10 protein-coding genes, 1 pseudogene and 1 other annotated feature are annotated in these 12,838 nt (G+C 61.4%); of the genes and pseudogenes, 3 read left to right on the forward strand and 8 right to left on the reverse strand.

From position 1 onward, the window contains the following. Nucleotides 1-144 precede the first annotated feature (144 nt). The 3 genes and pseudogenes from ACO229_RS11485 to ACO229_RS11495 form a co-directional block, all read left to right on the forward strand. Nucleotides 145-669 (forward strand): hypothetical protein, encoded by a 525-nt coding sequence (locus ACO229_RS11485; RefSeq protein ID WP_423465001.1) that lies wholly within the window; start codon nt 145-147, stop codon nt 667-669. 843 nt (nt 670-1,512) lie between these two features. Next, nucleotides 1,513-2,756 (forward strand): IS3 family transposase gene (locus tag ACO229_RS11490; protein ID WP_423465002.1). Its coding sequence is split into 2 segments (ribosomal slippage): nt 1,513-1,801 and nt 1,801-2,756, totalling 1,245 coding nucleotides; the frame shifts between segments, so codons are not numbered across the junction. Then, nucleotides 1,800-1,913, forward strand: a sequence feature (AL1L pseudoknot). Its footprint overlaps the gene before it by 114 nt. A gap of 45 nt (nt 2,757-2,801) precedes the next feature. Then, nucleotides 2,802-3,122 (forward strand): annotated as a pseudogene (locus ACO229_RS11495) (transposase); the annotation flags it as partial. 115 nt (nt 3,123-3,237) lie between these two features. Here ACO229_RS11495 and ACO229_RS11500 read toward each other — a convergent pair. The 8 genes from ACO229_RS11500 to ACO229_RS11535 all read right to left on the reverse strand — a co-directional run bounded on the left by ACO229_RS11500 (nt 3,238) and on the right by ACO229_RS11535 (nt 12,310). After that, on the reverse strand, nt 3,238-3,633 hold the full coding sequence (locus ACO229_RS11500; RefSeq protein ID WP_423465003.1) for an NUDIX domain-containing protein: 396 nt from the start codon (nt 3,631-3,633) through the stop codon (nt 3,238-3,240). A gap of 246 nt (nt 3,634-3,879) precedes the next feature. After that, a complete protein-coding gene (locus ACO229_RS11505; RefSeq protein ID WP_423465004.1) occupies nt 3,880-4,875 on the reverse strand; it encodes an alkaline phosphatase family protein in 996 nt (331 codons plus the stop codon). Nucleotides 4,876-5,075: 200 nt separating this feature from the next. After that, nucleotides 5,076-5,681 carry a hypothetical protein gene (locus ACO229_RS11510; protein WP_423465005.1) on the reverse strand — a complete coding sequence of 202 codons (606 nt, stop codon included), beginning with the start codon at nt 5,679-5,681 and terminating at the stop codon, nt 5,076-5,078. Nucleotides 5,682-5,819: 138 nt separating this feature from the next. Further along, nucleotides 5,820-6,881 (reverse strand): glycosyltransferase family 4 protein, encoded by a 1,062-nt coding sequence (locus ACO229_RS11515; RefSeq protein WP_423465006.1) that lies wholly within the window; start codon nt 6,879-6,881, stop codon nt 5,820-5,822. Between the two features lie 102 nt (nt 6,882-6,983). Further along, nucleotides 6,984-8,705, reverse strand: a complete 1,722-nt coding sequence (locus tag ACO229_RS11520) for an ABC transporter ATP-binding protein (RefSeq protein ID WP_423465007.1) — start codon at nt 8,703-8,705, stop codon at nt 6,984-6,986. An 83-nt stretch (nt 8,706-8,788) separates the two neighbouring features. Continuing rightward, complete coding sequence (locus tag ACO229_RS11525) at nt 8,789-9,571, reverse strand: ATP-binding cassette domain-containing protein (RefSeq protein WP_423465008.1); 783 nt, start codon at nt 9,569-9,571, stop codon at nt 8,789-8,791. 1,450 nt (nt 9,572-11,021) lie between these two features. Continuing rightward, nucleotides 11,022-11,225, reverse strand: coding sequence for a hypothetical protein (locus ACO229_RS11530; RefSeq protein ID WP_423465009.1), 204 nt, complete (start codon nt 11,223-11,225; stop codon nt 11,022-11,024). Between the two features lie 425 nt (nt 11,226-11,650). Further along, nucleotides 11,651-12,310: a hypothetical protein gene (locus tag ACO229_RS11535; RefSeq protein ID WP_423465010.1), complete on the reverse strand. Its 660-nt coding sequence runs from the start codon at nt 12,308-12,310 to the stop codon at nt 11,651-11,653. Between the last annotated feature and the right edge of the window lie 528 nt (nt 12,311-12,838).

Raw genomic sequence — 12,838 nt, forward strand, 5'->3', positions numbered from 1 at the left:
GCTGGTCGTCAAGGCCAACTGGCGAGCGAATCGATGATCCACACGCACCATCCGACCACTATTCGGGCTCCCCCGAAGCACATCGCGCCTGGCATTTCATCCCTCCTACCTTGTGAACACCCAACACCAACGGAGGAGACAGAAATGATCAACAGATCACGCGGCACTCTCTCTGTCGCGATCGGAGCGGCGTTCACGCTGGGCGTCGGTCTACTGGCTGCGAGCCCCGCCATGGCCGCGAGTACAGACGCCGCACCCGAGTCAGCCCGGCACTGTGTGCTGGTCCTCGCGCCGCTCGAGAAGGGCGAGACCCACTCCAAGGTGCTCAGCGAGACCTGCGGCGAGACCAAGGCGATGGCGCTGGAGGCATCAACAGCCGATGCCTCCGCCGCAGACATCGACCTGTTCATGATGGCTGAGCACAGCGGCTGGGGCGGCGAGTACTACTGGGTGAGAGGTGGCGCCGCCTGTGATAACGCCGGATATTCGTTCACCCCGTCCGGATGGTGGCAGATCCGACTCTCGTCCTCGAGCTACGAGAACGGCTGCGACCGGATGAACATCCAGAACTCCAGCGGCAACCGCGCCAACGGCATCGCCTCGCACCGCGACACCATGCCGCTGGGCTTCAACGACAACGTCACGTTCATCAACTTCTACAACGGCTGATCTCCCACGCCGGCGCCCCGGGCCACGAGCCCCGGGGCGCCGGTGGCCCCTGTTCCCGGCCAGGGTCGTCGCCGCGCTGCGAAGGAGACCCGCACCGACCGCGGGTCTCACGGCCCTTGGTGGGCGCCTGCGGTGGGTGAGCCCGGTGCTGGGGCGGGCCGGACGCGCAGTGCCTGCCGGCGGCGCAGCTTGCGCCGCTCCAGGTCCGGCCTGTGTACCGGGCCCGCCAACCGGTCATGGCACCGGTCTTCGTGTTCTTCCGCATCTCCAGCTCGCCGAAGACGCGCTTGCCGGGGTTGCCTGCCATGGGTGGTCTTCTCCACCCGCCAGGTGAGCCGTAGCCTCCTCGTGGGGCAACGGCGCCCCTTGCATGCTCTTCGAACCGAACGTTGGCCTGCAGGAACGTCTCCGATCCTGTGGGGGAATGGCTGGCCCTTGAAGGGCACTCCTGTCCACCACCGTCCCGAGGAACCGGAGACGTTACCGCAGGTCAACCGGCATCTGGCCTGGTCAGAAGGCCAAGCCAGAATCCGGCCGCATCGCAGACGTTGAACTGTGCATACAGGTCCTGACCTGGGGTTTTATCGCTGACCGCGATCGACTGGGACTTCCCTGGGACTTGGGACCGGTTAGGGCTTCGACGTCGCCGACCGAGGATGGCCGACACGGTAGGCACCCTGATGGGAGTGCTCGCCTGCGCGCACGACGGCTGTCGTGCACTCGTTCACGATACCGGTGGTGTCGGGGCCGCACTGGTTGGCCCGAGAATTCGACGTGCGACCGGCCACGGTTCCTACGGTTGTCTCGCCCCGGGTCTGATGGAGGCTCTCATTCCAGGGAAGGATGAGAGTTGTGGCTGCACCGAGGAAGTACCCCGAGGAGCTTCGGGAGCGAGCGATCCGGATGGCGGTGGACCTGCGTAAGGACCCAGCCACCAAGCCCGGCGCGTTGCGGCGGGTGGGTGAGCAGCTCGGGATCCACCCGGAGACGCTGCGCAACTGGGTCGCCCAGGCTGAGATTGATGCCGGTGACCGTCCGGGAACGAGCACCGACGATGCCCAGCGGTTGGCGGACCTGGAACGCGAGGTGCGCGAGCTGCGGCGGGCGAACGCGATCTTGCGTAGTGCGTCGGCTTTCTTCGCGGCGGAGCTCGACCGCCCACAAAGGTGATCGTCGACTACATCCAGGCCCACCGGCACCAGTTCGGGGTCGAGCCGATCTGCGCGGTGTTGCAGGTCGCCCCGTCGACGTACTACGCGGCCACGTCCCGCCCGCCCTCGGCGCGGTCGGTCGCCGACGCGGCCAGGACCGAGGTGATCGAGCAGGTCCACCGAGCCAACTACGGTGTCTACGGCGCCCGCAAGATGCACGCCGAGCTGCGCCGGCAAGGGCACCAGATCGCGCGCTGCACCGTCGAACGACTGATGCGATCCGCGGGGTTGCGGGGCATCACCCGGGCCAAAGGGCCTCGCACCACGGTGGCCCCCGCCGGTCCGGAGACCCGCCCGGACCTGGTCGAGCGCGACTTCACAGCCACCGGCCCGAACCGGTTGTGGGTCGCGGACATCACCTACTGCCGCACGTTCTCCGGCTGGGCGTATGCCTCGTTCGTGATCGACGTGTTCTCCCGCCGGGTCGTCGGCTGGCAGGTCTCCACGTCGCTGCGCACCGACCTCGCGTTGGACGCCCTGGAGATGGGCCTGTGGAACCGCACCCGGTCCGGTCAGGACGTGACCGGGCTGACCCATCACAGCGACAAAGGCGTGCAATACGTCGCTGTTCGCTATACCCAGCGGTTGGCCGAGGCCGGCACGGTCGCCTCGGTCGGCTCGACCGGCGACTCCTACGACAACGCCCTGGCCGAGTCGTTCAACTCCTTGTTCAAGGCCGAGCTGGTGCGCAACAAGGGACCGTGGAAGAACATCGACGACCACGAGCTCGCTATCGCCGAGTACATCGACTGGTTCAACCACCATCGCCTGCACGGCGAGATCGGCCTGGTCCCACCGACCGAGTTCGAAGAGGCGTATTACCGTCACAACCCCGCGCCGACTACCGTCGGAGCGTCAGTTCCGAGCCTCCACTAAACCCGGGGCGAGACAGGGCCCCGCGGCGGCCGGCCCTGGAAACGACCTGATCGGGTGCTGGCGGACAAGGCCTACTCCAGCCCCGCCACACGCCGCGACATGCGAGCCCGCGGGATCGCGTTCACCAGCCCGGAGAAGAAGGACCACGCCGCCAACCGGCTCCGCAAAGGCCATCGCGGCGGACACCCACCGGTGTTCGACCCGGACGTCTACAAGGGCCGCAACGTCGTGGAACGGTGCTCCAACCGGCTCAAGCAGTTCCGGGCCCTGGCCACCCGCTACATCAAACGCGTCGCCTACTACCGCACCGAACTCACCCTCGCCGCGATCGCCCTCTGGCTCCGCGAATCGCCGGACACGCCTTAGCCGCCACGGCCCTAGTGCTGTTCACGCTTCATCGTCCAGATCGTGCCGTCCTGCCTCGACCACGATTCCCCATCATGCCGAAGGACCAGGCCATGACCGCCACTCCGAAAATGCCCTAATCCCAGCCGCCCCTGACTCCGGCGAAGAAGTCTCGTGCTACTCGCTCATGCTGACTATTGAGCAGAGTCGGCAATGACTGCTCCGAGAAGTAAGCCAGCGCGCGAGTCTCGACACCGTCAGCCAGGAGTTCGCCCGAACTGACATCCGCCACGAAGAACACAGTAACCGCTTGCGCCGAGTCTCCGTTTGGATACCGATCGAAGCCCTTACTGTAGACACCAAGCAGAGAATTCAGATTCACCTCAAGTCCAGTTTCTTCCCTCACCTCCCGTACCGCCGCCTCCGCGAGAGTCTCCCCAACCTCTACGGCGCCACCCGGAAACCCCCAGACACCACCTTCCCGGTCTCCACGCTCTTGAAGAAGGACTTTCCCGTCGTTGTTCACAATCACACAGCCAGCGAAATTCAGAATGATCGTATCGTGCCCAACCCGCTTGCGGATCCACCGAATGTAGTCACTACGCAAGACGACAACTCCTAACGGTGAGACAGGTCTCGAAAAAAGTGATCCTGATTAGTTCCCCGGGCACAGGATACCATTATCAGGTCGGGTCAAGAACAGGAACCCCCAGAACAGCACGACGCTCCATCTCAGAACGACAGCACGACAACGCGCCCTTGGCTAATCCACTCACCCTCAAACCGACGCACTCATGTTCACCACGCTCCGCCTCTCCCAGATGAGATCCGCAATCCAACCGAGGGAGTGCCTATGTCCCCAATTCACCCATTCGGCCGACCGAGTTGGATCAACCATCACAAATGGCAGGTTCTCCCGGGTGTGCATTCCTCCGTTCACACACGGATCATTCCCGTGATCTGCAGTGAGCGCAAAGCTGACGCCAGGCTCAACTCGCGCGAGAATACTATCCACCGTTCGATCAACTGCTCGCAGGTGCTCTGCGGCCGCGGTCAGGTCCATTCCATGACCAGCCAGATCGATCTGCTGAAAATTGCATATTACGTAATCGTACCTAGCGTCTCCTGAGATCTTCATAAGGTCCTCTAGCGTCTCATTCGGATCTACCGAGAGCGCCGTCAGATCAGCTTCGACCGGGATCACATCCGGAGCCTTCCCGATCAGCGCAACCGTCGCACCGCCAGCCCTCAAGCGTGAGACCAGATTGTCTTCGGGCAATCCGAGAGCAAGGTGTCGGACCCGATAGTACTCGTTATAAACCCCAAGCGCTGGAATGCTCGCTCCAGATATCTCCCAACCGCCCCGCCGTAACGCCTTCACCTCGGCAGCAATTCTCGCCGCCGATAACGGGGACCCGTGAATTGCAATAACACGCGGGTTCCGGACCGCTTCACGCACGACCTCGGATATTGCCTGAAATGACACCTCGTCCATGTCCTCCTGGGCAGCCACGACATTAATGTTTGTCGCAGGATCGCACTCAAGATTGTCGAGCACAAAAGCACGCCCCGCCACGACGATGTGTCCGTCACGGTACTCAGAAGAGAAACCGGCACGTGCTAGCGCAGATGTAATTCGCCGCCACTGACTTGCGACGGTCCCAAGTTCGGATCTTGAAGAAATTCCCATGAGTTCTGAGTGCCCTAGAAAAGTGTCGGCGCCAGGATAGTTGGTGGTAATCCACGCCGTCTCGACCGCTGCTTTCGCAGACATGGGAGGCTTCTCTGTCAGATTCTCTAAACCCATCCGCCTGAGCGTACCTAGCCCGCCTCTACCTGCCTCTTTGCTTATACGCGCGAACGTATTTGCGGCGCCGGGACGGCCCATCGCTCCGTCCGGACCCAATGAGCCCACCCCAAGACCGTCGACTATCAGCAAGATTAATCGTGGCGATCTCATACCTGACATCCCGCTCACGTCGCCTCATTCCGTGCTTGCAGTCTTTGCGGCCCATTGAGACTCAGGAACACATCTAACACCCCCGGCGCAAGAAGACTTGCCCATTCGCCCCGCTCGCTGGCAGTTCGAATCAAGTCGGTTGTATGCACCACCAGTTCCGGCTCGATCTCCACCACCGAGCGCTCGAGACGTCGGACGAACTCGCCACGACGTAGTCGATCAAACTCTGAGCAAGTGGGCCCTGGCGCCGTCATTAACAACTGGACCGTCTCTGCCGGAAATCGGTGGTTGAACTCATCAGGGTAAAGTTCCGGGCGACGTACACTCTCAACTTGCACCGTTCCATCGGGAAAAGCTTGCTTCACGGCGGGCGCCCACATTTGGAGCTTCTCTTCGATCGTGAACGGGTTCCGTGCCGGTGAGCAATTCGCATCGCACATCTCGATGAACTCATCACCTACAGTGCGCAGCTCATTTCCCAGACCCTGCTGATGGCTAAGGTCAAGCACCCCAACTGTCACAGTCTCCGCAAGTTCCTGAGCTTTACGGACTTGGGCCAGATGACCTGGGGTTACAATCGAGTATCTGCCGAAAACCACAGCATTCAAGAACGTCCTCATTCTTCTACTCCAGTTCTAGTGCTCTCGCCCGGCGGACGGCATTTCTCCCCAATCATTGGGTATCTAACCGGGAACCCCAACTCCGAAGACTCCCCGAGACGTCCGATGATCGCGGGGAAAACTTCAAGCGCCGGCCCCTTACTTTGAGTGGGAAACTATGAGCGGGTTGAGGATCCGTGTTTCAAAACGATCAACCAGTGCCTCGGCATCGAACTCGCGCGCCCGGCCTAGACCCGCTAGAACTGCCTTGCGGTAAGCGGCCGGCTCAAGAATCTCCTCGATTGCTTCAAGCCATTCCCGGAGCCCTCCCGACACCACCGTCCCAGCTCCGTCCACCAGATCAGCTAGTCCCCCGCTGTTGCTGGCCACGACCGGGATTCCGTTCATCATTGCCTCAAGCGCCACACGGCCGAATGCTTCAAGCCAGACCGAGGGGACCAACAGAAGCCGCGTCGAGTCATAGACGGAACGCATATCCTCGAACGGTCCGTCCACGGTGACGTTCTCGAGTCCTGTGAGATCGGAATAAGGTGCTCGGTTGCCATCAGGAGCGTCAGGGCGCCAGCCTCTGATCGCTCGAAACTTCAGCTGTGGCATTGATTCAGCAATTGATCTGAACAGTGCTCCACCCTTGATCGGTACTGGATTCACCATTGTTATGTATGGGCTTGCCGTATGATCGGATACAGCCCCTACGAAGTCTTTCGCATCGATGAGTGGGTAAAGAACTCCGTCGTTGCGTCCGTATGTCGTCTCGAGGTATCGAGCGCACGCATCAGAGTTGGCCACAACCGACGTTGGGAAGTCATGGGTGACCCCAAGGTCGGGTTGGTCCATCGTTCGCGCCAGCCAAACGGACGGGATACCTGCCTGAGTCAGTAGCGGCTTAAGCCGCTCGATCCATACCGAGATACCGATCAGCACCACGTCGGGCCGAAATGTGGCAATCCGCGCACTAACCGATTGATCCAGCTGCCCTGCTTCTTCCGCAGAAAGGTCAATGCTCTTCGCACCGGTATAAGAGTATTGCAGGCGTGGCACCTGAGGAAGTCCGGTTTCTATACCGGCTCGTCTGGTCTCGCTCGCGAGAACGTGGACTTCGTTACCTCTTTCCGCCAAGGAACGCACCAGATGAAACGCACTTATATGCGAGCCGGCAGGTGCCGGAGCGAAGTTGCGCGCAATGTAAAGGATTCTCATTGTGTGTGCTCGCTTTCTAAAGAGGAGGAAGTCAGGGCTGCGGTGGATTTCGAGCGCGTCGAATGGACATGCTCCTGCGCGATCAAGATCATGGGCAGACGGCTATGTCTGATTGCTGTAGGCGGCCGATTGCGTTGAATAGAGTCCGGCATACCGGCCGCGCTTCGCCATGAGCCCGTCGTGGGTACCGCTCTCGACTATCTGTCCATTTGCTAGCACAAGAATCAGGTCCGCGAGCCGAACAGTCGAGAGTCGGTGAGACACAAGCAAGGTGATTCCTCCGCTATTACGCGCATCAAGTGATGCCGATTTGTATCTCTCGAGCAGATCGTGCTCCGATGCCGGATCCAGGGCCGAACCCGGCTCATCGAGTATTGTTAACACCGGCTGTTCTCGAAAGAATGCGCGCGACAAAGCGATTCGCTGCCATTGACCACCTGATAGGTCGGAGCCACCAAACTGACTACCGAGACGGGTATGAATCCCTTCCGGTAGCATGTCAATCACGTTTCGAGCATCACCCGCGTTAATCGCTACCGATAGACGGTCCGTTGTCTCAGCGCTGTTCAGGTCGTGGAGTCGGCTGGGCTCCCCAAGCGCGATGGCCTCGCTCGCGAGATACTCATAGCGGACGAAGTCCTGGAATCCGATGGATACCCTTGCGCGCCACGCACTGGGTTCGATCGAGCCGAGATCGGTTTGATCGACCTTGATTGTGCCGGAACTAGGCACATAGAGACCAGCGAGCAGCTTCACAAGCGTTGACTTTCCAGCGCCATTACCGCCCACTAATGCAATCGTGCTACCAGCCGGAAGAGAGATACTGAGATTCGAGACAGTCGGTTCAGCGCTCCCGGGATATGTGAATGACACTCCGTGCAGCTGGATTCCCCCCTCGAGTGCGGTGGGCACTGTCGCTGGCTGGACCACCGTCGGGGTGTGCGATTCTCTAAGGTTCACCCGCAGCCAGCGCAAATGGCCGACGACGTCCAGCATCGCCACAAGCGAAGCCACAGATTGCGCGAGACGCTGAGCAGCCTGATCGGTTTGACCAGCAAGCAACGCCACGAGCACTACGTCTCCAACGCTCGCTCGTCCGGCTAGGACCAGGAATACGACGAAGGCGATCGCCCCGCCATATCCAAGCCCAAATGTGAGACGCGACCCGATCTCGAGGAGAGCCCCATATCGAGAGGCCTTCCACCGGGGTTCGTTCTGTAATCGGCTGATTCGCGTGACGTGGTCGGCAAAGAATCGTCGGGCTCCCGCTGCGCGAATCTCCAAGCCATGACGCGGTTCCCGAGCGACTTCCATCAGGCGTTTGTATCGCCTTGCGTGAACCATTGTGTCTTTGATAGCGTGTCGCGACTCTCTCGCGCCGACAGCAGAAGCCCACATTCTCAGAAGGCCGATCAAGGGCAGGACCAGCAGGAGAGGGTGGATTCCACCCAGCATCACCAACGTTGCTGCAGTCCCGACGACGACCATCAGCCCACCACCGATGGTCCCGACTGTCCCGCTCAGTCGGCGAAAGTCGTCGCGTACGGCTCCAAGACGGTCCGCAGCATCGGGGTGCTCGTGGTGCGCGATCCCAGACGGCGTCGTAGCGAGTCGCATTAGGTCTCGTTGCAGTTCATATTCGATCACGTCCTGCAATCGGTGGCGCACGAAATCCGAAACAACGTTTCCGACCAACGTCACCGTCACGGTTATAAAGAGCAACGTGATTCCTGTAAGGATCGGGTCACCCTGTGTTGCCGCGTCGATTACGTTCGCGACTGATTTCGACTGCAGGGGCCCTGCCACAGCAACAATCGTCACCACGGACAGTTCAATAACTGCAAGCCACGGCGATGCGGCCAACAGCCTGAATAAGTCCACCAAGAGGCTACGTCGCTTAGCTAGCATCATTCCCCTGCCTCCACCGTGGTCACTTCTTGACCGAATCGGGCAGCCTGGATAGCGAACATCTGCGCATACCAGCCACCTTTTTCAAGTAGTTCAGTATGTGTCCCGGACTCCCGAATCGATCCCGAATCGAGCACGCAGATTCGGTCGGCACCTCGGACTACAGAGAACCGGTGGGAGATCGCGACTGACGTCGTGTCACGGGTAAGCTCCATGTATTTGTCCACGAGTTCCTTTTCTGCATGGACATCCAGCGCCGAGGCGGGCTCGTCCAAGACCATGAACATTGCACCGCTGCGAACTGCGTAGAGCGCTCGAGCCAGCGCAAGTCGCTGCCACTGGCCACCGGACAGCTCTCCCCCGGCGGCAACCGTTCTGTCCATCACTGTGTCCCACCCTCGGGGAAGCCTGCGCACTGCAGAATCCAAGCCAGCCTGGCGGGTCACCTCCTCCAAGAGTTCTTGGTCTTTTGGAGCGGCGAGCATTACGTTTTCTGCCGCCGTAAGCGGCAAATGAAGATGGTCTTGGGTGACGATAGCCAGCCGTCGCTGCCACGCAGCTATTTGACGGTCGTCAAGGGAGGCTAGATCGACCCCATCAACGATGACGCGACCCTCTGTCGGCCGATAGGCTCCGCCAAGCAGGTTTACCAATGTGGACTTTCCAGCTCCATTGATACCGACGAGGCCAAGGAACTCACCCGCCCGGATTTCAAGATCTAACTGTTTGAGCACATCCCTATTAGTGCCGGGGTACCGGAAACATACGCCGTCGAGTCGCACGGATGGCTCACCCGCTACGGGTCGCGACGGGTCCTCCGGTAGAGAATATTCGACCGGCCGCTGATTGATCCGGATACCACTTTGATTCGGAGTGTTCCGTTTAGTTTCGCTTCCCTGAGAGCTTGAGCTCCCTTCCGCTTTTCCTCCGGCGTCAGTAGCGGTTTTGGGTAGCCGTTCTAGCGCTTTCAAAGCAGAATGCGCCCGCTCAACTGCGGCCGCTGATTCTGGGCTCCCTGCCGTGGCCAGTCTCAGAAGCGCGGTGGCTGCAGTGGCAGCGCCTGCGACTGCTAGCGCGCCGGACATGGCCTGCATGAGAAGAAACCACAGTGCGCCAGCAAGTGCGGCGATGAGCGGAATATAGATCACAAGGGTCCGGACAGTTGACGAGGCTCCGGCCCGCCACAACGTCGATGTTGATCGCCACCACTCGTTATCGAATCGAGCCCGCAACCACTCACCGAATCCGAAGACCCGCAGTTCCTTTGCCGCTCCGCCCAGACCGAGCTCGTACGTGTACTCCGCCTCTCGCGCGGACCGTGTCGCAGTAACCCACGCCTGACCCTGGCGAGCCGATGCTCGGATCGACCACCACTCAACAAGAGCTACCGCGCTTAGTAGCAGCGCGGATGCAAACCATGAGAGCGTGTCCCCCACTATTGCAGCGGCCCCGAGCGCCAAAGTTCGTGACCTAATTAGTTCACCTAGCGGCTGCCAGCCGACCCAAACGGCTCGATTCCCGACTCGTTGCGCACGACGTGAATCGTCAAGGACTTGCTCTGAGCTCAAGTGTGCAATGTGAGGGCCGCTAACCATCACTGTCGTAATTGATTTGTAAATGTATATGTCCGAATCGAATACGAGACGTGACGCGGCCAGACGCGCGACGACTCCGAGCACTCCATCGAGTGTGAAGGCGAGCGCAAGGCCACCAACGAGCAAATAGACTCCCGGCACTAACTCTTGATCCGGTCCGACTAGTTGGCGTGTCAACTCACCTGCAGCGTCGCCAATAAGAAGCACGAGGAGTAGCGCGAAGAGCGCCCCGCCCATAGCGCTTGCCAGAAGAACTATTCCCCACTTGCGCGATACCAGGAATGCGAATCGTAATAGAGCAAACAAACAAATCTCCCTAACCTCGGTTCGCGCTGCACTACCGCCGAGATTGCCGATCAAGCCTGCCACTTCGCGTTCCCGAGGCAGGCTCGCACCGGGCATTCGCCGACCTCGGCCAGCAACCTAGTCCCACCACAATTCAGGCTCTCCTCAAACGCCTACGCTGCCGCCGGGTGATCGATCACTTAGTCCAAGGTAGCGGGTGATCGATCACCCTGGCAAGCATTTTCGTAACCTCGTGTTCATCGGAGGTTCAGGTTCAACCACACGTCCACTTCACTTGGCCTCACGGGGCGCGCCCCTCTCAGCTACAGGTGCCGGTTGTCCACCGGTGGGCTCAGTTCATGATCGCGAGCTCGCCCTCGGTCCCCGAGGGCCAGGCCGGGCGGGCGTAGATCAGCTCGGCCTTGTAGAGGCAGTTGACGACCTCGGCCGCCGCGTTGTCATACGAACCGCCGCGTGAACCGACCGATGCGGTGATCCCCGCCTGGGCCAGGTGCTCGGTGCAGCAGATGCCGACGCCCTGCCTGGGTGGGCTCAACCGGTGGCCGCAACACAAGAGGTCAAGGGGGTGTCATGAGACGACCGTCAAAGGTGGGAGACCGAGGTGGCCAAGCGTGGGCCGATGCGGTCACCGGGGCATCCAGGAGATCGTCGCACGAAGGAGCGCGCGTTCTGGGACGAGGCCGCCACAGGGAAGCTGCCGCGCAAGGCCGCCGAAGCGGTGGGTGTGGCGCAGGCCGTGGGGCAGCGGTAGTTCCGTCACACTGGCGGGATGTCACCGTATTCCTGGCCCCGAGATCTTGTCAGCAGCGCGCCGCGACTTCGGGGATCTCATCATCACCGAGGAGATCTACCGCGCGTTCATGCTTGAGGAGATAGTCCGCCGACAGCAACACTAGCCAAACGCCCTCTGAAACCCCTGGACTGCGGCACGGATGGGCGGCACCCGACTGGTGGCGCAGATCAGCTGCGTCCGGGCAGGATGTACGCCAGGCCCCCAAGGACTGACGCGATCACGGCCGATGTGACGGTGATGACACCGGCGACCTCGCCCACGAGCCGCAGGATTTGCCGCAGCGTTCGAAGTTTCCCGACCTCGTACGTGTTCGGGTTGAAGCCACTGCTGGTGGCTGCATCGAGCAACGAACCCCGGACGATGTCGTGGATCTCCTCGATCGCAGTCGGCGTGAGCTCGTCGGCCAGGATGTCCACGATCCGCTGCTCCTGCCCGGACAGTTCCAGACCGTTGCGGCGGCCTTGCGCCGCCCAGCGCCGCGTCAACCGCAGGCACCTCTCCTTGACCGCCAGCCGCTGAGTGACCGGGGGACGGATCCATCGCAGGATCCGAGCAGCGGCGTCCCCGAAGGACTGATAGCGGTCGAGCAAGCACATCACCCAGTACGCCGCCCGAGCACCGCCGAGCCCACCCACCCACACCCCTATGCCCACGCAGACGAGAGACACCAAGGCTGCGTCGAGGACCCCGGCGGTGGACCACCGACTAAGGAACACGATGGCTCCGAGCACCACCCCGTAGCCGAGCCCGAAGAGCATGAAGCCGAACTCATAGGTCGACGCGGTCCACTTCGCCAGCCGCCGCTGCTCGAGGACAAAGAGGCGCACGAGGTCGTCCTCGGTGAACCCGAGCTGCAGCAGCTGCTTGACGTCCCGCTGACGCTGCCCACGGCCCACACGTGCTGTACGCGCCCCCACTCGACTCCCCCACCTCGGCGCTCGCCGACTATCGCCTGCTCGCGCACGCTAGCAAGGGTGTCTGACATCGACGGACGAGACTGCGCGGCGACCGCGATCCTTACCGGCTGGCGGAGAGTCCTCTTTTGCGCAGGAGCACTGGTCGTCTAGTTGCCCTGAACAGCCCTCGCCCTCAGGCCCCAGCGCGTGCCCCAGGTTCCTGGGTGATCTTGTTGATGGATGCCACAAGGCATGCAGGGCGTAGGTCTCCCGCCGCCTGGCTCCCCACAGGCTAAGGCGGCCACCGCCGTGACGTCCGGACGGTCCGTCAGGGCCGTCGAGCAGGCGCAGACCCGCGGACTGCCGTGAGACGTCGTCGGAAGGCAGTCAGACTCTCCGCCAAGGCGGCTCGGAGCCGCGGGGGCTGCAAGATCGCCCGAAACGCAGCCAACGGCACGT

The organism is Promicromonospora sp. MS192 (genome assembly GCF_049532985.1).
Taxonomy (GTDB): Bacteria; Actinomycetota; Actinomycetes; order Actinomycetales; family Cellulomonadaceae; genus Promicromonospora.